The following is a 23515-nucleotide window of genomic DNA, read 5'->3' as shown; positions in this document are numbered from 1 at the left end:
GGTGACCTCCGCATAGACCGTTGACTGGCCCCCATCATAGCCGATCAGCCCTCGAAAACGTGTGCATCACCGGCGCCACGCCGGATCACTTCGGGCCGCTCGCCACTGAGATCCACCACCGTGCTCGGTTCGAGCCCGCCGGAACCGGCATCGATGATGGCATCCACCTGGCGGCCGAGGCGCTCACGCATGTCCACCGGATCGGTCATGGGATCGGTCTCGCCGGGCAGCAGCAGTGTGCTGGTGGTCAGTGGTTCGCCCAGCGCCTCGAGCAGCGCCTGGGCCACCGGGTGATCCGGCACACGGATGCCGATGGTTTTACGGCGGGTGTGCTGCACCCGGCGGGGGACCTCGGCAGTGGCCCGCAGCACAAAGGTGTAGGGGCCCGGGACATGGGCCTTGAGCAGGCGGAACGCCGTGTTGTCCAGGCGGGTATAGCTGCCGATGTCCGAGAGATCGCGACAGGCCAGGGTAAAGTGATGGCGCTCCTCAAGCCCACGCAGCTGGCGGATGCGGTCGACGGCGGCCTTCTCGCCCATCGCACAGCCGAGCGCATAGGTGGTGCCGGTGGGATAGACGATCACTCCGCCATCGCGGAGGATCTCGACGGCGCGCCGGGTGAGCCGGGGCTGCGGGGTTCGCGGATGAATCTCGAAATACTGACTCATGGGGCAACTCCTCGGGTGTCCACCGCACCCAGTTATGATAGCGTCCCGACAGTTTAACGAACGGAAGCCTATGTACTACGCGATTATCAGTGAAGACGTGAGCGACAGCCGCGAGCGTCGGGCCGGTGCCCGCGACGCGCATCTCGAGCGGCTCCGGCAGCTTCGCGATGACGGCCGTCTGCTCGTGGCCGGCCCCAACCCGGCCATCGATGCCGACGACCCGGGCGAGGCGGGCTTCAGCGGGAGCGTTGTGATCGCCGAGTTCGACTCGCTGGCGAGCGCCCGGGCCTGGGCCGACGCCGACCCCTATGTCGCCGCAGGGGTCTACCGCGCCGTCACCGTCAAGCCGTTTAAAAAGGTGCTGCCATGAGTGATGTCCCGCGCAGCGAGCGGCCGGCCATGATCCGGTCGCGACTGGAACACAGCCTGTCCATCGACTCGCTCGAGGTCCAGGATGACAGCCATCGGCATGCCGGCCACGCCGGCGCCCAGGCCGGTGGCGGCCACTACAGCCTGCGGATCGTCAGCGACGACTTCGCCGGCCGGCGTCGCCTCCAGCGGCATCGTCTGGTCTACGACGCGATGGGGGATGCGATGCGCAATGACTGCATCCACGCCCTCAGCATCGAGGCGCTGACGCCCGCCGAGGCCCGCTCCCAATCCCCCGAAAGCCAATGAGTACTACAATGTCATTCAGTCCCCTTACCGCCCTTCGCCTGACCCTGCCCGCCCTCGCCCTTGGCGCCGGAATGGGCATGGCCCAGGCTCAGGAATCGGCCGATGGCGCGGACAGCGCCGAGGTCGAGGTGCTTGCCGAGATCAATGGCGAGACCATCACCGCCCGCGAGCTCGATCAGCTGGTCTCACAGCAGACTCAGGGCCAGTCCGAGATCCCGCCGCCGCAGCGCCGTCAGTTCCTCGAGGAGATCATCAACCTGATGCTGCTCGCCCAGGCCGGTGACGCCGCGGGCATCGATGAAAACCCGGACGTCGCCGCGCAGCTCAACAACGATCGCCGCCGCACCCTGGCCCAGGGCTTTGTGCGTCAGCTCACCGAGACCGAGCCGGTGGCCGAGTCGGTGCTGCGCGACCGCTACGATGAGATCTATGGCGGGGAAGCCCCGCGCGAGTACAAGGCCCGGCATATCCTTGTCTCGGATGGCGAGCAGGCGGCCGCCCTGATCGACCGGCTCGACAGCGGCGAGGCGTTCGTCGAGCTCGCGGGGCAGTACTCCGAGGATGGCACCTCGCGGGATGGCGGCGATCTGGGCTGGTTTGCCCCGGGTGACATGGTCGAGCCGTTTTCGGCGGCCGTCGCCGAACTCGAGCCCGGTGAGGTGACCGACGAGCCCGTGGAAACGCGCTTCGGCTTTCATGTCATCCGGCTTGATGACACCCGTGAGACCGACGCGCCCGCGTTTTCCGACGTGGCGGGTCAGCTGCGCATGAGCATCGTCAACGAGCGCATCCAGGCCGAGCTCGGGAGCCTGCGCGAGGAGGCCGACATCGACTACGAGGCGGCCTGGGCCCAGCCCGACAACGGCTGACGTCTAGTTGATCAGGGCGTTGAAGCCCGCCTCATCGAGGACCGTCACTCCCAGACTGTCGGCGCGGTCGCGTTTCGAGCCCGGCTCGGCGCCCGCGACGACATAATCGGTGCGACTGGACACGCTGCTCGTGACCTTGCCCCCCAGGGCCTCGATGCGGGCACGGGCCTGATCGCGGGTCTGGCCCTGGAGGGTGCCGGTCAGCACAAAAGTCTGCCCGGCCAGCGGCTGGGCGGGTGGCGCTTCGGCCGCTGATCCGGGATCGGGCCAGTGCACGCCCGCCTCGCGCAGGGCCTCGATCACCTCGCGATTATGCGGCTGGGCAAAGAACTGGCGCACCGATTCCGCCACCACCGGCCCGACATCGGGCACCGCCGTGAGATCCTCCTCGTCAGCGGCCATGAGCGCCTCCAGGCTGCCGAAGTGCGTTGCCAGGGCACGGGCGGTCACCTCACCCACCTGATCAATGCCCAGGGCGTAGAGGAACCGCGCCAGCGTGGTCTCCCGCGAGGCCTCAATCGCGCTCAGCAGATTGGTGGTGGAGCGCTCGCCCATGCGCTCCAGGCCCAGTAGATCGCTGCGGGTCAGGGCATACAGATCGGCGGCGGTGCGCACCCGCTCGTGGGAGACCAGCTGCTCGATGAGCTTTTCACCCAGCCCATCGATGTCCATCGCCCGCCGTGAGACAAAGTGCATCAGCGCCCCCATGCGCTGCGCCGGGCAGTAGAGCCCGCCCATGCAGCGATGCGCCGCCTGGTCATCGATCCGCACGACGTCGGATCCGCAGACCGGACAGGCCGCCGGCATCTGCCAGGCCCGGGCGTCGGCCGGCCGGCGTGATTCGATGACACTGACCACCTCGGGGATGACATCGCCAGCCCGGCGGACCATCACCGCATCGCCCTCGCGGACATCCTTGCGATGGACCTCGTCAAGGTTGTGCAGCGTCGCGCGGGTCACGGTCACACCGCCGACTTCCACCGCCTCCAGGTCGGCCACCGGAGTGATGACCCCGGTCCGGCCCACCGACGGCAGAATGGCCCTGACCCGGGTGGACGCCTCGCGGGCCGGCAGCTTGTGGGCGAGCGCCCAGCGCGGTGCCCGCGCCGTGGCCCCCAGCCGCTGCCAGACCTGACGATCATTGACCTTGTAGACCACACCATCGATTTCATAGTCGAGGCGGTCACGGACCTCGACAAGATGCTGTTGGTAGGCGAGGCAGCCGCTGACACCGGTCACGCGCTGGACCTGATCATTGACCCGAAACCCCCATTGCCGGAGGGTTTCGAGGACCGCCTCGTGGGTGGCGGGCAACGCCTCGCTGGCCTCGCCCGTGCCAAAGACAAACAGCGTCAGCGGGCGATGCGCGGTGATCCGCGAATCGAGCTGGCGCAGGCTGCCCGCCGCGGCATTGCGCGGATTGGCGAAGGGGCGTTCACCGCGCGCCAGACGGCGCTCATTGAGGGCCTCAAAGTCGGCGCGCTGGATCACCACCTCGCCGCGGACCTCGATCACCGCCGGCGCCTGATCACCCTGCAGTCGCAGCGGGATGCTGCGGATGGTACGGGCATTGGCGGTGATGTCCTCGCCGACGCGGCCATCACCGCGGGTCGCCGCCGTCACTAGCTGTCCCGATTCATAACGCAGGTTGACCGACAGACCGTCGAGCTTGGGCTCGGCCATGTAGTCGATGTCGCTGACGCCCAGCGCCTCGCGCAGACGCCGGTCGAAGTCGGCCACATCCGCTTCGCTGAAGGCATTCGCCAGCGACAGCATGGGCTCGCCGTGGGCCCGCTCCGCAAAGCTCGACAGCGGCGCCGAGCCCACCCGCCGGGTCGGCGAATCATCCCGCTGCAGCTCGGGATGATCGCGCTCGAGGGTCATGAGCTCGTCCATCAGCCGATCGTATTCGGCATCGGCGATGGTCGGATCGTCGAGGACGTAGTAGCGGTAATTGTGGGTCTCGAGCTGGTCGCGAAGGCGGGCGGCACGCTCCGCCGGGGCGTCCGCTGCGCTCATGGGCGGCCGCCCGGTCGCCGATCGGCGACCCGTGCCCGGCGTCGGTACTCGAGCAGCGCCTCACGCCAGTGCTCGATGGCCTGGGGTGTCAGATCGCAGCGCCGGCCGTCCAGCAACTGGCCCCCCAGGCTCTGGGCCACGCGCCGGGCCGTCGCCAGCATGCGCTCGAATACCGCCAGCCCGTCGAACGGCGCGGGCACCTGCATGATGAAAACGATCCCCGGCGTGGTGGTGGCCGCCGGGTCGGTCCGGTCAAAGGTACCCGGCTCGACAATGCTGGCCACGGTATAGAGCGCGACGGTCTCGCCGTTCACGCTGAGCGGGCGCTCGAAAACGCCCTGATCGGTCAGGCCGAGTCCCGCCGCCTCGAGCACCTCGGCGATGGACCCGCCATCATAGGGTCGCCCCTCGGGGGCCATGACCGACAGCGCGATGATCCACTCCTCGCCGACCGCTCGACCCCGCACATCCTCCAGCTCGTCCTCCGAGTGGACGACCCGGGCGGGGCCGACAATGCCCTCGCCGCCGGGTGTCTCCGCGGGGTCAGCCGCTGGCAGGTCATCGTCAGCGATGGGATCGTCGGCGACGGGTTCCCCGGCCAGCGGGTCGCCGGCGTCCAGCGCCGGCTCCTGATAGTCGGCGAAGGGCTCGCGCTGCGGGCGCGCGCGACGCCGCCACGGTGGGCCGTCGCGGCGCCAGTCCTGGAGGCGGGTGTAGCCATAGACGCCGGCGATGATCACAACGCCAAGGCCCAGAAGAATCCAGCGCAGTTCGTTCATTCCCAGTTCCGTTCCCCCATATCCCTGTCAGGTTGCAACGCCACCTGTCTCAACTCAAGTCTCGCCGGCGGTCATTTCCACGGCCGCCTCGACGTCCACGGCCACCAGCCGCGAGACCCCCGGTTCCGCCATTGTCACCCCGGCCAGGTGGCTGGCTGCCTCCATGGTGGCCTTATTGTGCGTGATCACGATGAATTGGACGCGATCCGACAGGCTGCGCAGCAGATCGCAGAAACGCCCCACATTCGCCTCGTCCAATGGGGCATCGACCTCATCGAGCATGCAGAACGGGGCGGGGTTGAGCTCGAAGATGGCGAACACCAGCGCCACCGCCGCCAGCGCCTTTTCGCCCCCGGAGAGCAGATGGATGTTGCTGATGCGCTTGCCGGGCGGTCGAGCCATCAGGGTGACGCCGGTCTCGAGCAGATTCGCTTCAGTCATCTCGAGATAGGCCTCGCCGCCGCCGAACAGCGTCGGGAAAAGCCGCTGCAGCCCGGCGTTGACCTCGTCAAACGTGGCCCGGAAACGGCTCCGCGTCTCGCGGTCAATGCGCTGGATGGCGTTCTCCAGCGTCTCGAGGGCGGCGCTCAGGTCGGCCTGCTGGTCGTCTAGATAGGTCTTGCGCTCGGCCAGCGTGGCCTGCTCGTCAATGGCCGCGAGATTGATCGCCCCCAGTGCATCAATGGCCGCGGCAAGGCGTTCGAGCTCGCCGATGTAGGCCGATTCATCGGCGTCCTCCGGCAACGCCCCGGCGATGGCCTCGCCGTCCACCGGCAGCGCGGCAAACTGCTCACGCCGGTCGGCAAGCCGTGCCTCCACCTCAACCTCGCGGTGGCGCAGGCCATCGCGGGTCTCACGTCGCTCGCGCACCGCCTGCTCCGCCAGCGATCGCTCGGTGTCGAGCTGGCGCAGCATGGCGGCCTGATCATCAAGACGCCGACGGGCCGCCTCGAGGGCGCTCTCACGCTCGGCCCGACGGCTCAGTAGCGACTGCCGCTCATTCGCCCGGGTGGCGTCCGGGTCACCCAGGGCGTCGATGGTGGCCTGCAGTTCATCGGCGCGTTGCTGCAACTCGCTGGCCTGGGCGGCCAACCGGGCGATGGCCTGATCCCGTGACTGCCGCGCGGTCTCGGCCCGCTCCAGACGCAGGGCGACCGCCTGGCGCTGATCGCGGGCCGCCGCGGCCGCCGCCCGGGCGCGCTCCAGGCCCGCCCGGGCGGTGTCCAGCGCTTCATCCAGGGGGATCCGTCGATCACGGGCGGACTGCACTTGAACCCGGGCGGCATCGCGCTCGGCCACGGCCCGGTCGATGGCCGCGCGCGCCTCATCCCGCGACTCGGTGAGCTCCGTGCGCTCGCGCATCAGCCGTTGGCGCTGCTCAGCCTTTGCCCGCTGCTGATCGATGGCCGCCTGTTGTCGGGCGCGTGCCGCGGCGAGTGCCTGATCCAGGCTCTGACGGGCCTCCACCGCCCGCTGCCGGTCGGCCTTTGCGTCGGCGCTGCGCGCATCGGTGGCCTCCCGCCGGCTCATGAGATCATCCAGGGCATGCCGCGCCCCGGCAATCTCGGCGGTGACGGCCTCGATGGCCCGGCCCCGCGCCACCACGCCGGCTTCCGGATCGGTCGCGGTGGCGCGCAGACGCCGCCAGCCATGGCCATACCACGCCCCATCCGCGGTCATCACCGACTCGCCCGGCGCAAGGCGGCTCAGCCAGCCGCGCGCCTCGGCCCGGCTATCCGCCGTCCGGATACGGGCCAGCAGATCGGTCACCGCGGCCGGACCCGCCACCTTCGCGGCCAGCGAATCGGGCGGGGCGTCGGCCCCGGGTACGGCACTGAAGAGCATCACCTCGCCGGCCTGGGGCGTGTCCGGGTCGGCGTCGCCGGCCTCCACGGCCTCCAGCGCGCGCTCCAGGGCCCACTCCACCGCCATTTCCCAGCCAGGCGCCACGGCAAGCTGATCCCCCAGGCGCCGATGTCCTTCAAGCCCCTGGGCCTGCAGCCAGCGGGCCATTTCGTCATGCCGGCCCAGGGCCTCGTCCTGGAGGGTCTGCAGCGATTCGCGCCGGGCTTCGCAGGCGTTCAGCCGCGAGCGCTGCTCATCGATCCGGGCATCCAGCGACTGGCGCTCCTCGGCCGCCGCGGCCAGCTGCGTATCGGCCGCCGCAATACGGGCGTCCAGCGGTTCACGATCGGCCACCAGCGCCTCGATATCGGCACGGTCGGTGGCGTCGGCGGAAGCGTCCTCGCCCGCCTGCAGATCGAGTTCCTCGGCAATGCGCGCCAGACGCCGGTCCTGATCGGCGACGCGGGCCTCGAGCTGATCGATCCGGGTCTGCTCGAGCTGCATCCGGCGCTCAGCCTCGGCGTGTTCCTGCCCCACCGCATCGCGTTGCTCGCGGGCTTCATCGAGGCGGGCGCCCGCTGTCGCAACGGTCTGCTCGGCCTCCGCGAGGGCCTGGTCAGCGGCGGCGAGCGCCGGCGTTTCGGTGTCGATGGTCGCCGTCAGCGTCTGACGTTCATCACGGTCGTCACTGAGGGCACGGTCGTTCTCAGCGATGGCGGCCCGTGTCTGCTCAAGGGCCTGGCGGCTCTGGCTGAGCGTCTCCTGGTCGTGGCGGATACGCTGCTCGAGGGCGGCCAGCGTCGATCCGAGTTCGTAGTACTCGGCCTGCACGGCATTCAGGTGATCACTCGCCGCGGTCTGTTCGGCGCGCACCGATTCCATCCCGCGCTCGCAGCGCCGCTGTTCCGCCAGGCGTGCCTCGAGGGCGGTCTCGGCATCAGCTCGCTGGGTCTGCAGATCGGCCTGTTCAGCCTCGAGCTGGCGGATACGCAGCAGGGTCAGCTCGGCATGACACTGACGCTCATCGGCTTTCAACTGGCGGTAGCGCTCGGCCGTCCGGGCCTGATCATTGAGCCGGTCGAGCTGGCGGGCGACCTCGGCGCGCATGTCATCGAGCCGCTCGAGGTTCTCGCGGGTATCGCGGATCCGCCGCTCGGTCTCGCGGCGCCGTTCCTTGTACAGGCTGATCCCGGCGGCCTCTTCGAGGTAGCCGCGGAGTGCCTCGGGGCGCGCCTCGATCAGTCGCGAGATGGTGCCCTGCTCGATGATCGAGTAGCTGCGGGGCCCGAGCCCGGTCCCCAGGAAGACATCGGTGATATCGCGACGCCGACAGCGGCTGCCGTTGAGAAAATAGGCCGATTGCCCGTCGCGGTTGACCTGACGGCGGATGGCGATCTCGCTGAACCCGGCGTACTGCCCGCCCAGTGAACCGTCGGCATTGTCGAACACCAGCTCGATACTGGCCTGCCCCACGGGTTTGCGGCTGCCGGATCCACTGAAGATGACATCGGCCATCGAGCCGCCACGCAGATGCTTGGCCGACCGCTCGCCCATGACCCAGCGCACGGCATCGATGATGTTGGACTTGCCACAGCCGTTGGGGCCGACGATGGCGGTGATGCCCGAGCCCAGCGCGACCGGCGTCGTGTCGACGAAGGATTTGAAACCGCTCAGGCGGATTTTACTGAGCCGCATCCACGCGGGCGTCCCTGTTGCCGTGCAGCATTCAAGATACTCATTTTCCCCGGGAGGAGGAACCAATGCGCCGGTAGAGCGTGCTGCGACTGATGCCCAGCGACTGCGCGGCGCGACTGACGTTACCGCCGTGCTCCACCAGTGCCGCCTGAATATGGCGTTGTTCCATGGCCCGAAGGTCGGTATCCGGACAGGCCTCAGCCGACATGTTTCCGACGTCCGCCTCCAGGAGGACATCAGGCAGATCCGCCCGTGTCACCGGCGCGCCCGGTCGGCGTAACGCCAGCGCCGTCTGCATGACGCTGTGCAACTGACGCAGATTACCGGGCCATGAATAGGCGAGAAGCCGGGCGCGGGCATCCGGCGAAAGCGTCGCCATGGGATCCTCCTCGGCCAGAAGCCGGTCGATCAGCGCCTCACGATCGCTGCGCCGGCGCAGCGGCGGCAATTCGATCCGCAATCCGCACAGCCGGTAGTAAAGGTCGGCGCGAAACGCACCGGCCTTGACCCGGGCTGCCAGATCGCAATGAGTGGCGCTGACCAGCGCAAAGTCCACCGCCCGGGGCTGACCGCCACCCACCGGCAGGACGGTGCGCTCCTGGAGGACCCGCAGCAGTCGGGTCTGAAGCGCGATCGGCATGTCGCCGATTTCGTCAAGGAAAAGTGTTCCGCCATTGGCTTCGGCGATGCGACCCTCGGCACCGCGCGGGTTTGCGCCGGTGAATGCCCCCGGGGCATAACCAAACAGTTCGGCCTCGGCAAGGCTCTCGGGGATTGCCGCGCAGTTGACGGCGACGATCGGCCCGTTCGCCCGCGGCCCCTTCGCGTGCAGGGCGCGCACCACCCATTCCTTACCGGTGCCGGTCTCGCCCTCGATCAGAAGGGGGATGTTTCGGGCGAAGACACGGTGAGCCCGACGCAGTGTGTCCGCCACTGCATCATCCCCCGCGTGCAAGCGCTCGAACGTCGTGTCATCGGACAGCGCAGCCGCCGGCGTCGACCCGTGGATGCGCGACGGCGGCGCGACCAGGCGCAGGCAGGTCATGATCCCGCTGAGGGTCCGCCGCAGCGGCATCGCCTCGTCACTGCGCAGCAAGCCCTCGAACGTCTCCTCAAAGAGCCCTTCGAAGCGCTCGCCCACGCAGTCGTCGCCGAAGTAGCTGCGCGCCACCTCGTTCAGGGCCAATACCCGTCCATCACCATCGAGCGCGAGAATCCCCTCGCTGAGGGTGCCCAGCAGCTCCGGCCGCGCATGGAGATGAAGATGGAAGCTGTCGGCGAACTCCGCCGTGAGCCAGCGGTTTTCGATCATTCGTGCGCCCATCCGCACCAGCCCCAGGGCATGGATCTGGCGGGCCGACTGATCCCCGGAGACATCCAGCAGGCCGATCACGGTCCCCGCCGTGTCACGGATCGGCGCCGCCGCACAGGTCAGGAAAGTATTGCACTGCAGATAATGCTCGGGGCCGTGGACCGACGCTGGACCGCCCTGTGCCAGCGCGAGGCCGATGGCGTTGGTCCCGCGCACCGGCTCGCCCCAGCATGCACCCGGTGCCAGTGCAACGCGCTGACTGCGGGCATGGAAATGCGGGTCACCGTGGCGCTCGAGGATCGTGCCGTGCGCATCGCAGAGCAATACGGCACTGTTGCTGCCGCTGATCTGGTGATACAGGTTTTCGATTTCCGGCAGCGCCAGCGCGATCAGCGACTCGTTGTCGGCCCGGGCCGCCCGCAACGCCGCCGCATCAAAAACGGCATCAGCCGCCTGTTGCCGCGGTGAGAGCCCGGCCGCCGCCACCCGCTGCCAGGAGGCCGCCACCCCATCCGCCACACCGGCCGGCGTCCGCTCGCCCGCCAACAGCTGACGCCGCGCGCCGGCAAGCCGGGCGCGATCGTTAAACGGCCGCTCGTCCATCGCCCTCCTCCTCTGTCGCAGTCCGCGACAGATTGTTCTAAAACGGCACACCGGCCACCCGTCTCTAGCGGACAGGTTGAATAGCACGATCGCCCAGTCCCGGGCGCGACGCAAGCGCCGGGCGCGCAGCCATCAATTGGCGCAGATCTTGCTGGTGTATCGGTGCGGGCACGCATCCCGTCCCGACCCATAAAAACGGAGGAGAGACCATGATCTACGCCAATCCCGGCAGCACGAACGCCATCGTCCATTTCAAAAGCGAATATCAGAACTTCATTGGCGGGGACTGGCAGGCCCCGCTCGACGGCGAGTACTTCGATAATCCCACACCGGTCACCGGGCAGACCTTCTGCCGCATTCCGCGCTCCAAGGCGGCCGACGTTGAAAAGGCGCTGGATGCAGCCCACGCGGCAAAGGCGGCCTGGGGCAAGACGCCGGTGGCGGCGCGCGCCGTCATTCTGAACACCATCGCCGATCGCATGGAGGCCAACCTCGAGGCGCTTGCCGTGGCGGAGACCTGGGAGAATGGCAAGCCGGTCCGGGAAACGCTGGCGGCCGATCTGCCGCTCGCGATCGATCACTTCCGTTATTTCGCCGGCGTCATCCGTGCCCAGGAAGGATCACTTGGCGAGCTCGACGACGACACGGTGTCCTATCAGATCCATGAACCCCTCGGTGTGGTCGGTCAGATCATTCCCTGGAATTTCCCGATCCTGATGGCCACGTGGAAGCTGGCGCCGGCGCTGGCGGCCGGCAACTGTGTGGTACTCAAACCCGCCGAACAGACACCGGCCAGCATTCTGATGCTCACCGAGCTGATCGCCGACCTGCTGCCGGCCGGTGTGCTCAATATCGTCAACGGCTTCGGCGCCGAGGCGGGCAAGGCGCTTGCCTCGAACCCACGGATCAGCAAGGTGGCCTTCACCGGAGAGACCACCACCGGGCGACTGATCATGCAGTACGCATCGGAAAACCTGATTCCGGTTACGCTGGAGCTGGGCGGTAAGTCACCCAACGTCTTTTTTGCTGACTGCTTTGCCGCCAATGACGGCTTCCGGGAGAAAACCCTCGAGGGATTCGCGATGTTCGCCCTCAATCAGGGTGAGGTCTGCACCTGCCCGTCACGGGCACTGGTGCAGCGCTCGTTCTATGGCGACTTCATGGATGCTGCGCTTGACCGGGTATCCCGCATTAAAACGGGCAATCCGCTTGATACCGAGACGATGGTGGGCGCGCAGGCATCGCGCGATCAGCTGGAAAAAATCATGGCCTATCTGGATATCGGCCGGCAGGAGGGTGCCAGAGTCCTCGCCGGCGGTGAGAGTCTGGACCTGGGCGGCGAACTGAGCGGTGGCTACTACGTTCAGCCCACCGTCTTCGAGGGCGACAATCGCATGCGCGTCTTCCAGGAAGAGATTTTTGGCCCGGTGGTCTCGGTCACCGGCTTTGACGATCGGGATGACGCCCTGAGTATCGCCAATGACACGCTGTACGGACTCGGCGCGGGCCTGTGGACGCGCAACGTCAACACGGCCTATCGCATGGGCCGCGGCATTCAGGCCGGCCGTGTCTGGACCAACTGCTATCACCTCTACCCCGCGCACGCGGCGTTTGGTGGCTACAAGCAGTCAGGCTTCGGTCGCGAAAACCACCTCATGATGCTCGCGCACTACCAGCAGACCAAAAACCTGCTGGTGAGTTACAGCGAGTCCCCCATGGGACTGTTCTAGGCGGGCGGATAACGCCGGGCGGGCGGGTCACGCCCGCCCGGTGCTGCGGACGAGGAGACGATCATGAGCACGAATGAAATGGGCGTTGTGGCGACACCTGCGGCAGAAGCACTGATCGCCGAGCTGCAGCGGCGCCACGGGCCATTGCTGTTTCACCAGTCCGGCGGTTGCTGTGACGGGAGTGCACCCATGTGCTATCCCCGCGACGAATTCAGGGTGGGCGCGCGCGATGTCCACCTTGGCGACATCGGCGGACAGCCCTTTTACATCGGCGGTGACCAGTATGCGCTCTGGGCGCACACGCGATTGATCATCGACGTGATCGAGGGGCGTGGCTCCGGATTCTCACTGGAAGCGCCCGAGGGCAAACGCTTCCTGACCCGCTCTGAACTGTGCAGCGTACCGCCGCGGGATCAGCCGCCGGCGGCCAGATAGCGCTGGATGCGACTCACCGCCGTTGCCAGTCGGTCGGTGTCGGTGGTGTAGGCGAAGCGCAGATGCCGCTCAGGTGCCGTGCGTTCAAAATCCAGCCCGGGGGTCACCGCCACACCGGCCTGTTCAAGCAGTCCGCTTGCAAGATCGGCGCTGTCATCGCCGAGCGCGGTGATATCGGCATACAGATAGAACGCCCCGGCAGGATTGCCCGGGATGTGGAAGCCGAGGTCGCGCAACGCCGGCAGCAGAAAGTCCCGACGCTGGCGGAACGCCTCGCGTCTCGCCTCGAAGATCTCGCGGGACGCCTCGGTAAAGCAGGCCAGCGCCGCGTACTGGGCGGGCGTCGAGGCGCTGATGAACAGATTCTGCAGCAGCTTTTCGGCAACCGGCACCCAGTCAGCGGGGACCACCATCCAGCCAAGCCGCCAGCCGGTCATACCGAAGTACTTCGAGAAACTGTTCACCACAATCGCGTCCGGCGCATGCGCCAACGCCTGGGCGGGCGCGCCGTCGTAATGCAGTCCGTGATAGATCTCATCGACGATCAGCCCAATGCCCCGGCGCTGGCCGAGGGCCGCGAGTCCGGCCAGATCCGCGGCGCTCGCCAGCGTGCCGGTGGGGTTGCCCGGCGAGCCCACGAGCATCGCCGCCGTACGCTCGTCACAGGCCGCGGCCGCCAGCCCGGGCGTCAGCTGATAATCGCTGCCGGCGTCCACACGCACCGCCCGCGGCGTGGCGTCCACGGCTTCGACGAAGTTGCGGTTGCACGGATAGCCCGGGTCGGGCAGCAGGACGTTGCGGCCCGGATCCGCCAGCATGGCCAGGGCCACCAGCAACGCCCCGCTCGCCCCCGGGGTAATCAGAATGCGACCGGGATCGACCTCCACGCCATGGTCACGCTGGTAGTGCCCGGCGATGGCCTCGCGCAGGGCCGGCAGCCCCGCCGCCGGCTGATACCCGGTCCGCCCGTCGGCGAGCGCCTGGCGGCCCGCCTCACGCACCGGCGCCGCCGTGGGGAAGTCGGGCTCACCGATCTCCATATGGACAATGTCGGCGCCGCCCGCCTCAAGCTCGCGCGCCCGGGCCAGCAGGGTCATGACGTGAAACGGTTGGATGCGGTGACTGCGCGCGGACAGATCAGGGCGTGGCACGGCGACCTCAGCGAATGACTGGACTCGCAGTGTAGCAACCCGCATGGCAAGCTGAGGCAACAACGCATGGATGGTGCTATGACCGACACGCGCTACATCGGCCGCTTCGCCCCCAGCCCGACCGGGCCGCTCCACCGCGGCTCGCTGATCGCGGCGCTGGCGAGCTGGCTGGATGCACGGGCGGCCGGCGGCGAGTGGCGATTGCGTATCGATGACGTCGACCGCGGCCGCGCCCGGGTCTCGGCCGCGCGCGACATCCGCGCGGCACTGGAGGCCCTGGGCCTCGAATGGGACGGCCCGGTGCAGGTCCAGGACGCGCGGCGCGATCATTATCAGGCGGCCCTCGAAAGGCTCCAGGCAAGTGGCGACGCCTACCCCTGCGCCTGCACCCGGCGCGAGGTGGCCGCGGGCGGCGAGGCCGGCCCGGCCGGTATCATCTATCCCGGGACCTGCCGCGACGGCCTGCCCGCCGGCCGTGAAGCGCGCAGCTGGCGGTTCCGCGTCCCCGATGGCCCCCTTGGCTTCGAGGATCGGCGCCTGGGCCCACAGTCCCTGGTCCCCGCGGCCGTGATCGGCGACTTCGTGATCCGCCGCGGCGATGGCCTGCACGCCTATCACCTGGCCATGGTGGTGGATGACGCCACGCTGGGCGTCACCGATGTGGTCCGGGGTGCCGACCTGCTGCCCGCGACGCCCCCGCAGATGCTGCTGCGCAGCGCCCTGGGCCTGCCGCAGCCGCGCCACCTGCATGTACCCGTCGCCACCGACCCCCAGGGCCGCAAGCTCAGCAAAACCAACGCGGCGCCGCCCGTGGATACCCGTCGGGCGGGGGCCGCCGTGGCCGACGCGCTGGCCTTTCTCGGGCATCCTCCGCCGGCCGACCTGGCGGATGCCCCACCCGCGATGCTTCTGGAATGGGCGGTTGGCCACTGGCAATCCGGGGCAATTGCGCGCGATGGCTTGGCATCAGGCCTCCAACACCCGCAGTATAGGGTCCATAAGGTATAGAACAGACGTCGAACGCTGTCATTCAGGAGGAGAAAACGGCATGGCCGCAGAAAAACGCTATCCGGTGCCGCCGGAAACCGCCGATCACGCATTGCTCAGCCGCGAAGCGTACGAGCGCATGTACCGCCGGTCACTGGAAGCGCCGGACGCATTCTGGGCCGAACAGGCGGAGGCCTTCCTCACCTGGTTCGAGACCTGGGACCGCGTAAGTGATAACGACCTCACCAAGGGGCAGATTCGCTGGTTCGAAGGCGGCAAGCTCAACGTCAGTTACAACTGCCTGGACCGGCACCTCGACACCCACGGTGATCGCAACGCCATCATCTGGGAAGGCGACGAGCCGGGCGTCACCCGGCACATCACCTACCGCGAACTGCATGCCGATGTCTGTCGGCTGGCCAACGTGCTCAAGTCCCGCGGCGTTTCGCGGGGTGACCGGGTCTCGATCTACATGCCGATGATCCCGGAAGCCGTGGTCGCCATGCTGGCCTGCACGCGGATCGGGGCGGTGCATTCCATCGTCTTCGGCGGGTTCTCGCCGCATGCCCTGCGCGATCGCATCGTCGATGCCGACTGCCGCACCGTGATCACCGCCGATCAGGGGCTGCGCAGTGGCAAGCCGGTCCCGCTCAAGGAAAACGTCGACAAGGCCATTGATGGCCTCGACGCCGTGCACTCGGTGATCACGGTCCGCCACACCGGCAACCCGGTGTCGTGGAACGACGCGCGCGACATCGACTATGGCAAGGCGCTGGCTGCCGCGTCCGATGAGTGTGCCCCCGAAGCGATGGACGCCGAGGATCCGCTGTTCATCCTCTATACCTCGGGGTCCACCGGCAAGCCCAAGGGGGTGCTGCACACCACCGGCGGCTATCTGCTGCAGGCCGCGATGACCTTCAAGTACGTCTTCGACTACCACGACGGCGAGGTCTACTGGTGCACCGCCGACGTCGGCTGGATCACCGGCCACAGCTACATCGTCTACGGGCCGCTGGCCAACGGCGCCACCAGCCTGGTGTTCGAGGGTGTTCCGACCTATCCCGATGCCGGGCGTTTCTGGCAGATCATCGACGACCATCAGGTCAACATCTTCTACACCGCTCCCACCGCGATCCGCTCACTGATGGGTCAGGGCGAGGCGCTGGTCAAAAAGCACTCCCGCCAGTCGCTGCGGGTGTTGGGCACGGTTGGCGAGCCCATCAACCCGGAGGCCTGGGAGTGGTACTACCGCGTGGTGGGCGATGAGCGCTGCCGCATCGTCGATACCTGGTGGCAGACCGAGACCGGCGCGATCATGATCTCGGCACTGCCCGGCGCCATCGACCTCAAGCCCGGCTCCGCCACGCTGCCGTTCTTTGGTGTCGAGCCGCAGCTGGTGGACAACGAGGGCAACGTGCTCGAGGGCGCCACCGAGGGCAACCTGTGCCTCACCCGGGCGTGGCCCAGCATGATGCGCACCATCCACGGTGACCATGAACGCTTCATGAACACCTACCTCACGACCTATCCGGGCAAGTACTTCACCGGCGACGGCGCGCGCCGCGACGAGGAAGGCTATTACTGGATCACCGGGCGGGTGGACGACGTCCTCAATGTCTCCGGCCATCGCATGGGCACCGCCGAAATCGAGAGCGCGCTGGTGCTGCATGATGCCGTCGCGGAGGCGGCGGTGGTGGGATACCCCCACGACCTGAAAGGCCAGGGGATCTACTGCTACGTCACGCTGGTGCAGGGCACAGAGCCCAGTGACCATCTGGAAAAGGAACTGGCCAGTCTCGTGCGCAGCGAAATCGGCCCCATCGCCAAGCCCGATGTCATCCAGTGGGCGCCGGGCCTGCCCAAGACCCGCTCAGGCAAGATCATGCGGCGCATCCTGCGCAAGGTGGCCACCAACGAGCTGGACAGTCTGGGAGACACCAGCACGCTGGCCGACCCCGGTGTGGTGGATGACCTGATCAGCCAGCGGGCCAACCAGTAGCAACCACGGCCCGGCGACGCCCTCAAGGGGGTCGCCGGGCGATCTCACAACAATGAATCGAGCCAGGGAGGATCTGACCAACCGGACGAGATTTCCACGCATCCATAATCACAAAAAGCGACAGGTCGCTGGACGACACTGTCATACGACATCACCGCAGGAGGAGCGGAAGCATGGCTTCTAATCAGGAACAGGCCGCCATGGCCTACTGGAAGGAGAACGTCAGACTGCTGATCACATTGCTGATCATCTGGTTTTTCGTCTCTTATGGACTGGGCATCATTCTCGCCCCATTGCTCAACAACATCATGATTGCGGGCTATCCCCTCGGCTTCTGGTTCGCCCAGCAGGGCGCGATTTACACGTTCATCGTCCTGATTTTCGTCTACGTGTTCCGCATGAACGCGCTGGATCGAAAATACGACGTGTACGAAAAGTAACGAGGGGAATTCGACATGGATCTCGCACTCACTACCTATCTGATTGTCGGCGCCACCTTCGTCCTGTACATCGGTATCGCGATCTGGGCCAAGGCCGGAAGCACCGGCGAATTCTACGTCGCAGGCAAGGGGGTTCACCCCATTGCCAACGGCATGGCCACCGCAGCGGACTGGATGTCCGCGGCATCGTTCATCTCAATGGCCGGTCTGATCGCCTTTCTGGGCTATGACGCCTCCGTCTACCTGATGGGCTGGACCGGCGGCTATGTGCTCCTGGCACTTCTACTTGCGCCCTATCTGCGCAAATTCGGTAAGTTCACGGTTCCCGAATTCATCGGCGACCGGTTCTACTCCAAGACGGCCCGCGTCATTGCGGTCATTGCCCTGATCGTCGCCTCGATCACCTATGTCATCGGTCAGATGAAGGGCATTGGCGTCGCGTTTTCGCGTTTTCTTGAGACGAGCTACGAATTTGGGCTTTTCATCGGGATGGCGATCGTCTTTTTCTATGCCGTGATCGGCGGCATGAAAGGCATCACCTATACCCAGATCGCCCAGTACTGCGTGATGATCTTCGCGTATACCATTCCGGCCATCTTCATATCGCTGGCCATCACCGGCAATCCGGCACCACAGCTGGGTCTGGGCGGGACCGTCGCCGATGGCACCTATCTGCTGAACAAGCTCGACAACATCCTTGTTGATCTTGGCTTCTCGCAGTACACGGCGATGAAGGGCACCACGCTCAACATGTTCTTCCTGACCATGTCGCTGATGATCGGTACAGCCGGTCTGCCCCACGTCATCGTGCGCTTCTTCACGGTGCCGCGGGTCCGGGATGCCCGACTGTCGGCCGGATGGACGTTGATTTTCATCGCCATTCTCTACACCACGGCACCGGCCGTGGGCGCGATGTCGTTCTACAACCTGATCAACACCGTCCAGCCGGGCGAGATCGGGGCCGAAGACGGCAACCTGGCGTACGAGAACGTGCCGGGCTGGTTCTCGCGCTGGGAAGAGACCGGTCTTCTCGCCTGGGACGACAAGAATGATGACGGCCGTATCCAGTACTACAACAGCGACAACCCGGCCTTCGAGCCCACGGCCGAGTCCTATGGCTGGGAAGGCAATGAGCTGACCGTTGACCGTGACATCATGGTCATGGCCAACCCCGAGATCGCGCAGTTGCCCAACTGGGTGATCGCCCTGACCGTCGCGGGTGGCCTTGCAGCGGCCCTGTCCACGGCGGCAGGACTGCTCATGGCGATCTCCTCATCGGTCTCCCATGACCTGATCAAGGGCGTCATCAACCCGAAGATCGGCGAGAAGAGCGAATTGCTAGCGGCTCGAATCGCAATGGGTGTGGCGGTCCTTGTGGCAGGCTACCTGGGTCTGAACCCACCAGGGTTCGCGGCACAGGTCGTTGCACTGGCCTTCGGGCTGGCGGCTTCGTCGCTGTTCCCGGTTCTCATGCTCGGCATCTTCAACCGGCGCATGAACAGTGCCGGCGCCATCGCGGGCATGCTCTCGGGTCTCAGCTTCACCCTGGTGTATGTGTTCATCTTCAAGGGCTGGTTCTTCATCCCTGGCACCAACATGCTGCCGGACACGCCGGAGCACTGGCTGTTCGGGATCGGACCGCAGTCCATCGGTGCCATCGGCGCGTTGATCAACGTCATCGTTGCATCGCTCGTGTCACGGGCAACGGCGCCGCCGCCGGAGAACATCCAGGAACTGGTGGAGAGCATCCGGGTCCCGCGCGCTTCCTGAGCGCCCTGACCCGTCAGGAAAACCCCGGTGGCCCTGCCACCGGGGTTTTTTTATAGCTGGAACCGCACTTCGAGCTTTTTGTGAAGCCGCCGCGCCTCGCGGAAGGCCTCCTTGAGGATCCGCCGATCCATCGGATTGACGTTCTCCGGATCCAGCCGGTTCCCCATGGTGTCGCCGGTCACCGACTGCTGCTGGTGCTCGCGCATCCTCAGCAGCTGCACAAAGGCGAACGAGCGCTCGAACGCCCCGGCATCCTCGGCGCTCAGCACCCCCGCGCGGGCCAGCTCGCGCAGACGCGTCTGGGTGTGTCCATCGGCGATCCCCGCCTGCAGGGCCAGCACCCGGGCGGCATCCACGAACGGGGTCAGGCCACGCACCTTGAGATCCAGTCGATGCACACCATCGGCATCGCGATCGGTGACGAAGTCCCGGAACACGCCGAGCGGCGGCTTGATGGCCAGGGCGTTGGCCGCAAGGGTGTGCAGGAAGACCGAGTTGCCGGCCGCCAGCTCCACCACCCGGCGCTGCAGGGCCTCGCCGGTGACCAGATCCCCCCACACGGGCCGAAAATCGAAGTAAATGGTCGAGCTGAGCACGTTCTCCGGCGTGGCACTGGCCACCAGCCGGCCAAAGGTGGCCTCCCACTCCGCAAAGCTCAGGCAGAGCCCCGGATTGCTCGCCATGACATTGCCCGTGCACAGCGGAAAACCGCAGGCGTCGAGCACCTCGTTGATGCGCCGTGCCAGCGGCAGCAGACGCTCGCGTACCGCCTCCGGCGTCTCATCGCCGGGGTCAAACAGAATCCCGTTGTCCTGATCGGTCACCCGCGTCTGCTCGCGTCGACCTTCGCTGCCAAAGGCAATCCAGGTAAACGCCACGCCGGGGTCGCCGCGCTCGGCCAGGACCAGTTCAATGGCGCGGGTCACCGTGCGGTCGTTGAGCAGCGTGATGATGCGGGTGATCTGCTCAACGCCGGCGCCGTGGGCCATCATGCTATCGATCAGCGCCCCCACCTGGCCGCGGGCCAGCACCAGCGCGTCCACGTCCTCGGCGCCGGTGATCGAGCGGGTCAGATGCACCAGGTTGATCCGCTGCAGGGCAAAGATGTCGCGCTCGGAGATGACACCGGCGAGCCGGCCCTGCGGATCGGTGACGATCATGTGCCGGATGTGGTGACGCGCCATTTCCACCACCGCCTCAAACGCATAGGTCTGGGTATCGAGGGTGACCGGCTCGCGGGTCATCACCGCCGCCAGCGACTCGTCGAGGTGGCTGCCCTCGGCGACGACGCCCCGCAGGTCATGCAGGGTGAAGATGCCCTGCGGACGCTCGTCCGGGTCGGTGACCAGCACGCTGCCCACCTTGCGCGCATGCATGGTGGCCACGGCCTCCCGCACCGAGGTATGCGCCTCGCAGGTCAGCGGGTGCCGGTTCATCAGCTCTCCCAGCGGCGTATCCATGGTGGTATCGCTGCCCAGATTGCCGGCGGCCCGGTGCTGGATATCCTGCTGGACCTGATCGAGCAGCCCGCTCACCCCGCGCAGGCAATAGTCGCGGAACAGCGGGCTTTCGCTGACGAGGTGCTCGAAGGTGGTCCGGGGAACGCGCAGACACTGGGTGGGCGTGCTGGCGCGATAGACCGTGCGCGTGGCCCGCTGACCGATCATTGCGGCCATGGGAAAGTTATCCCCGGGGCCCATGTCAAAGCGCTCGCCGCCGGGGCGCTCCGCGCGCACCTGCCCGTCGACGATCAGGTAGAAGTACCCGGCGGGCTCCACCGACGGCTCGAGGATGACGGTGCCGGCGGTGTAGCGGCAGACCTCGCAATGCTCGCGGAAATGCTGCTGCAGGGCCCGCGGCAGGCGGTCAAAGGGCGCATGCGCCTCCAGAAATCCGCGCACCACCGAGGCGTCGGTATCGGCCGTGTCGTCGCTCATCGCTGTCTCCCGCGTGGTTCATCGGCGTCTACCGGCAGCGTACCTCGACAAACGGGCATGGGAGTAGCCTATACTGGCCGAAAAGAGGAGGAGGCAGCATCCACGGATGCTGAGTGGCTGATGGTTAAAACAATTCTGATTGTCGACCATGAATCCAACCTGACCAGTGCCCTGCGCTTTCTACTCGAGCAGTCGGGCTTTCGCGTGGCACTGGCCAACAGCGGCAACCAGGCCGAGGCCGCAATGGCCGAGGCCGCCCCGGATGTCGCCCTGGTCAACACCACGTTGCCCGACCGCAACGGGTACGACCTCTGCCAGCGCCTGCTACAGGGGTCAGGCCCGATGGGCCTGCCGATCCTGATGCTCACCTCGCACAGCCTCGAGGTGGAGCGCGAGAAGGCGTTTTCGCTGGGTGCCACGGACTTCATCGTCAAGCCGTTCGATCCCGCGGCCATCCTCGGCCGGATCCGGTCGCTGGCGAGCGGAGCCGCCTGAGGGTGAGAGCCTTTCGGCTCCCGCGGCTGCGCAAGCGGCTATGGGGATCGACAGCGGCCATCGCCCTGCTCGCTGGCCCCGCGGCATTCCTGCTGAGTGGGCTGCATCCGCTGCTGGCCGGTGCGGTGGCGGGGCTGGCACCGCTTATCGGCGGCCTGCTGCTGGATCGGCGCGTGACCCGTCCGCTGAGTGCCACCGAGCGCGGGGCCGGGATAATCGCCGGCTCCAACCCCGGCCATCGACTGGAGCTGCCGTCGCGGCACTGGCTGGGTCGCCTGCCCGAGACCATCGAGCAGCTCGGTGGCACCCTGGCGCGCAGTCGCCGCGAGATGGAAGAAGCCGCCTCGGCCTGGACCACCCGCATCGAAGCCCGCAAGGCCCGGCTCGAGACCATCCTGCGCGAGATCCGTGAAGGCGTCGTGGTCTGCCGCGACGACGGTCGCATCACCCTCTACAACCGCACCGCGCGCGTGCTGCTGGACGCCGAACCGGCGCTGGGTCTGGGGCGCTATCTGCATGAAGTCCTCAACGACGGGCCGCTGCGGCATGCGCTGAGCCTGATCGATCCCTCCGCCGATGCCGCGAGCAACGCCGATACCGAACTGGTCTGCGCGACCGCGAGCGGCGAGCGACTGCTGCGCTGTCGGGTGGCGCGGCTGATCACCGACGATCCGGGGACCGACGGCTTCGTCATCACCCTCACCGACGTCTCGCGCCAGACCCGGGCGGTGCTGCGGCGCGAGCAGAGCCTGCGCGAGGCGGTGGAGTCGTTGCGCGATCCGCTGACCAGCCTGTGCACCGTCAGCGAAAGCCTGCGACTGGCCCAGCAGGCGCAGATGAGTGAGGACGCCGAGCGCTTCGGGCGCATGCTGCATGAAGAGACCCGACGCCTGACCGATGCCTTCGCGCACCTGTCCGATGAGACCGCCTCGATGGTCACCGATAACTGGCGGCTGGAGGACCTGCACCTCGGCAGCCTGATCGCCGGCATCAAGAAAAACGCCGCGGCAGGCCGGCTGCCCCGGGTGCAGTGTAGCGCCGATGTGTGGGTGTCCGCGGAACCCTATCTGCTCAGCCAGGTGATCGAGGCGCTGCTGATGCGTCTGGCCGATACCCTGGCGGTCAGCGCCGTCGCCGTATCCGGACGCGGCCAGGGCAGCCTGGTCTATCTGGATATGAACTGGTCGGGCGACGTCGTCAGCCCCGATCAGCTCGACGAGTGGCTGGATGCGGGCCTCGATGATGTCGGCGGGACGGTGACCCTGCGCGAGGTGCTGCAGCGTCATGACACCACCGTGTGGAGTCAGCCGGACCTGTCACGGCCCCATCGGGCGCTGCTTCGACTGCCACTGCCCGGTGCGCCGGCGAAGACCGAGGCGCCCACCCCGGTCGCCGCGCGGCCCGAGTACTACGACTTCGCCGCCGACGAGGCCGAGCCGGTGCGGGCGCTGGGCGAGGCGGCCGACACCCGGCTCGGCGATCTCGACTATGTCGTCTTTGACTGCGAGACCACGGGCCTCGAGCCCGGTCATGGCGATGAAATCGTCGCCATCGGTGCCGTGCGCATCCACCAGGGGCGGGTCATGCACGGCGAGACCTTCGAGCTACTCGCCAACCCGGAGCGTCCGATCCCGGCGCTGGCATCAAGCATTCATGGGATTCATGACGAAGACGTGGCCGATGCCCCGCCGGTGGACGAGGTGATCCGGCGCTTTCATGCATTCGCCGGCGACGCCGTGTTGGTGGGCTTCAACATCGCCTTCGACATGCGCTTTCTGCGCCTCAGGCAGCGCCGCTGCGGGGTGCGCTTTGATCATCCCACGCTCGACGCCCTGCTGCTGTCCATCCTGCTGCACGACCACACCGGCGAGCACACCCTTGAAGGCGTCGCCCGGCGGCTGGGGGTGGGCGTCGGTGGGCGTCACACCGCGCTGGGGGATTCGCTGACCACCGCTGAGATCATGATCCAGCTCTTCGGACTGCTCCCCGAGGCGGGCATCAACCGACTTGAGGAGGCGATTGACGCCCAGGAAAAAATGGTCGAGTTCCGCCGCCAGCAGCGTGCCTTCTAGACATGAAAAACCCCCGGGGCCCGAGGGACCG

Annotated in this window: 18 protein-coding genes; 11 read left to right on the top strand and 7 right to left on the bottom strand. The window is 67.1% G+C overall.

Features of this window, described 5'->3' with window-relative positions; all coding sequences use genetic code 11:
* Positions 1 to 44 precede the first annotated feature (44 nt).
* The gene (locus tag BBH56_RS02545; RefSeq protein ID WP_148121815.1) at positions 45 to 668 is read right to left on the bottom strand and encodes an L-threonylcarbamoyladenylate synthase; all 624 of its coding nucleotides are present in this window, start codon (positions 666 to 668) and stop codon (positions 45 to 47) included.
* 70 nt (positions 669 to 738) lie between these two features.
* Between BBH56_RS02545 and BBH56_RS02540 the strand changes: the two genes are divergently transcribed.
* From BBH56_RS02540 to BBH56_RS02530, 3 genes are read left to right on the top strand one after another with little or no spacing between them, the layout of a single operon-like run.
* Positions 739 to 1038 carry a YciI family protein gene (locus BBH56_RS02540; protein WP_148121814.1) on the top strand — a complete coding sequence of 100 codons (300 nt, stop codon included), beginning with the start codon at positions 739 to 741 and terminating at the stop codon, positions 1036 to 1038.
* Positions 1035 to 1346: a BolA family protein gene (locus BBH56_RS02535; protein ID WP_144347660.1), complete on the top strand. Its 312-nt coding sequence runs from the start codon at positions 1035 to 1037 to the stop codon at positions 1344 to 1346. The genes BBH56_RS02540 and BBH56_RS02535 overlap by 4 nt, the downstream gene beginning before the upstream one ends.
* Positions 1347 to 1354: 8 nt before the next feature.
* Complete coding sequence (locus tag BBH56_RS02530; RefSeq protein ID WP_157809057.1) at positions 1355 to 2215, top strand: peptidylprolyl isomerase; 861 nt, start codon at positions 1355 to 1357, stop codon at positions 2213 to 2215.
* Between the two features lie 3 nt (positions 2216 to 2218).
* Here the strand turns inward: BBH56_RS02530 and ligA are convergent, their stop codons facing one another.
* From ligA to BBH56_RS02510, 4 genes are read right to left on the bottom strand one after another with little or no spacing between them, the layout of a single operon-like run.
* Complete coding sequence (gene ligA / locus BBH56_RS02525; protein WP_148121813.1) at positions 2219 to 4234, bottom strand: NAD-dependent DNA ligase LigA; 2016 nt, start codon at positions 4232 to 4234, stop codon at positions 2219 to 2221.
* On the bottom strand, positions 4231 to 5013 hold the full coding sequence (locus BBH56_RS02520; RefSeq protein WP_148121812.1) for a cell division protein ZipA: 783 nt from the start codon (positions 5011 to 5013) through the stop codon (positions 4231 to 4233). The genes ligA and BBH56_RS02520 overlap by 4 nt, the downstream gene beginning before the upstream one ends.
* A gap of 54 nt (positions 5014 to 5067) precedes the next feature.
* Entirely contained in the window at positions 5068 to 8553 is a 3486-nt protein-coding gene (gene smc, locus BBH56_RS02515; protein WP_148121811.1) for a chromosome segregation protein SMC, read from the bottom strand.
* 40 nt (positions 8554 to 8593) lie between these two features.
* Positions 8594 to 10468, bottom strand: coding sequence for a sigma-54-dependent Fis family transcriptional regulator (locus BBH56_RS02510; protein WP_148121810.1), 1875 nt, complete (start codon positions 10466 to 10468; stop codon positions 8594 to 8596).
* Positions 10469 to 10677: 209 nt separating this feature from the next.
* Here BBH56_RS02510 and exaC point away from each other — a divergent pair, with 209 nt between their 5' ends.
* A complete protein-coding gene (exaC, locus tag BBH56_RS02505) occupies positions 10678 to 12198 on the top strand; it encodes an acetaldehyde dehydrogenase ExaC (RefSeq protein WP_148121809.1) in 1521 nt (506 codons plus the stop codon).
* A gap of 63 nt (positions 12199 to 12261) precedes the next feature.
* Positions 12262 to 12633: a DUF779 domain-containing protein gene (locus tag BBH56_RS02500; RefSeq protein ID WP_110883073.1), complete on the top strand. Its 372-nt coding sequence runs from the start codon at positions 12262 to 12264 to the stop codon at positions 12631 to 12633.
* Here the strand turns inward: BBH56_RS02500 and BBH56_RS02495 are convergent.
* Complete coding sequence (locus BBH56_RS02495; protein ID WP_404828055.1) at positions 12612 to 13784, bottom strand: pyridoxal phosphate-dependent aminotransferase; 1173 nt, start codon at positions 13782 to 13784, stop codon at positions 12612 to 12614. The two genes, BBH56_RS02500 and BBH56_RS02495, sit on opposite strands and share 22 nt — an antisense overlap.
* Positions 13785 to 13862: 78 nt before the next feature.
* Between BBH56_RS02495 and gluQRS the strand changes: the two genes are divergently transcribed.
* From gluQRS to BBH56_RS02475, 4 genes are all read left to right on the top strand, one after another.
* The gene (gluQRS, locus tag BBH56_RS02490; RefSeq protein WP_148121807.1) at positions 13863 to 14792 is read left to right on the top strand and encodes a tRNA glutamyl-Q(34) synthetase GluQRS; all 930 of its coding nucleotides are present in this window, start codon (positions 13863 to 13865) and stop codon (positions 14790 to 14792) included.
* 40 nt (positions 14793 to 14832) lie between these two features.
* The gene (gene acs / locus BBH56_RS02485; RefSeq protein ID WP_148121806.1) at positions 14833 to 16770 is read left to right on the top strand and encodes an acetate--CoA ligase; all 1938 of its coding nucleotides are present in this window, start codon (positions 14833 to 14835) and stop codon (positions 16768 to 16770) included.
* Between the two features lie 173 nt (positions 16771 to 16943).
* Positions 16944 to 17210, top strand: coding sequence for a DUF4212 domain-containing protein (locus BBH56_RS02480; RefSeq protein WP_148121805.1), 267 nt, complete (start codon positions 16944 to 16946; stop codon positions 17208 to 17210).
* Between the two features lie 15 nt (positions 17211 to 17225).
* A complete protein-coding gene (locus BBH56_RS02475) occupies positions 17226 to 18980 on the top strand; it encodes a sodium:solute symporter family protein (RefSeq protein WP_148121804.1) in 1755 nt (584 codons plus the stop codon).
* 50 nt (positions 18981 to 19030) lie between these two features.
* Here the strand turns inward: BBH56_RS02475 and BBH56_RS02470 are convergent, their stop codons facing one another.
* Positions 19031 to 20917, bottom strand: a complete 1887-nt coding sequence (locus BBH56_RS02470; protein WP_148121803.1) for a DUF294 nucleotidyltransferase-like domain-containing protein — start codon at positions 20915 to 20917, stop codon at positions 19031 to 19033.
* A gap of 120 nt (positions 20918 to 21037) precedes the next feature.
* Between BBH56_RS02470 and BBH56_RS09555 the strand changes: the two genes are divergently transcribed.
* Together BBH56_RS09555 and BBH56_RS02460 are read left to right on the top strand one after the other, a co-directional pair.
* Positions 21038 to 21412, top strand: a complete 375-nt coding sequence (locus tag BBH56_RS09555; protein ID WP_157809056.1) for a response regulator transcription factor — start codon at positions 21038 to 21040, stop codon at positions 21410 to 21412.
* 2 nt (positions 21413 to 21414) lie between these two features.
* Entirely contained in the window at positions 21415 to 23484 is a 2070-nt protein-coding gene (locus BBH56_RS02460) for a 3'-5' exonuclease (protein WP_148121802.1), read from the top strand.
* Positions 23485 to 23515: the final 31 nt, after the last annotated feature.

The organism is Spiribacter roseus (genome assembly GCF_002813635.1).
Lineage (GTDB): Bacteria > Pseudomonadota > Gammaproteobacteria > Nitrococcales > Nitrococcaceae > Spiribacter > Spiribacter roseus.
Note: the sequence above shows the minus strand (reverse complement) of the source record. Positions and strands in the feature narration are given on the sequence as shown.

Excerpts from the sequence above, each read along its gene's own strand:
- BBH56_RS02545 (WP_148121815.1), bottom strand. The coding sequence starts at position 668 with ATGAGTCAGTATTTCGAGATTCATCCGCGAACCCCGCAGCCCCGGCTC.
- BBH56_RS02540 (WP_148121814.1), top strand. The coding sequence starts at position 739 with ATGTACTACGCGATTATCAGTGAAGACGTGAGCGACAGCCGCGAGCGT.
- BBH56_RS02535 (WP_144347660.1), top strand. The coding sequence starts at position 1,035 with ATGAGTGATGTCCCGCGCAGCGAGCGGCCGGCCATGATCCGGTCGCGA.
- BBH56_RS02530 (WP_157809057.1), top strand. The coding sequence starts at position 1,355 with ATGTCATTCAGTCCCCTTACCGCCCTTCGCCTGACCCTGCCCGCCCTC.
- ligA (WP_148121813.1), bottom strand. The coding sequence starts at position 4,234 with ATGAGCGCAGCGGACGCCCCGGCGGAGCGTGCCGCCCGCCTTCGCGAC.
- BBH56_RS02520 (WP_148121812.1), bottom strand. The coding sequence starts at position 5,013 with ATGAACGAACTGCGCTGGATTCTTCTGGGCCTTGGCGTTGTGATCATC.
- smc (WP_148121811.1), bottom strand. The coding sequence starts at position 8,553 with ATGCGGCTCAGTAAAATCCGCCTGAGCGGTTTCAAATCCTTCGTCGAC.
- BBH56_RS02510 (WP_148121810.1), bottom strand. The coding sequence starts at position 10,468 with ATGGACGAGCGGCCGTTTAACGATCGCGCCCGGCTTGCCGGCGCGCGG.
- exaC (WP_148121809.1), top strand. The coding sequence starts at position 10,678 with ATGATCTACGCCAATCCCGGCAGCACGAACGCCATCGTCCATTTCAAA.
- BBH56_RS02500 (WP_110883073.1), top strand. The coding sequence starts at position 12,262 with ATGAGCACGAATGAAATGGGCGTTGTGGCGACACCTGCGGCAGAAGCA.
- gluQRS (WP_148121807.1), top strand. The coding sequence starts at position 13,863 with ATGACCGACACGCGCTACATCGGCCGCTTCGCCCCCAGCCCGACCGGG.
- acs (WP_148121806.1), top strand. The coding sequence starts at position 14,833 with ATGGCCGCAGAAAAACGCTATCCGGTGCCGCCGGAAACCGCCGATCAC.
- BBH56_RS02480 (WP_148121805.1), top strand. The coding sequence starts at position 16,944 with ATGGCTTCTAATCAGGAACAGGCCGCCATGGCCTACTGGAAGGAGAAC.
- BBH56_RS02475 (WP_148121804.1), top strand. The coding sequence starts at position 17,226 with ATGGATCTCGCACTCACTACCTATCTGATTGTCGGCGCCACCTTCGTC.
- BBH56_RS02470 (WP_148121803.1), bottom strand. The coding sequence starts at position 20,917 with ATGAGCGACGACACGGCCGATACCGACGCCTCGGTGGTGCGCGGATTT.
- BBH56_RS09555 (WP_157809056.1), top strand. The coding sequence starts at position 21,038 with ATGGTTAAAACAATTCTGATTGTCGACCATGAATCCAACCTGACCAGT.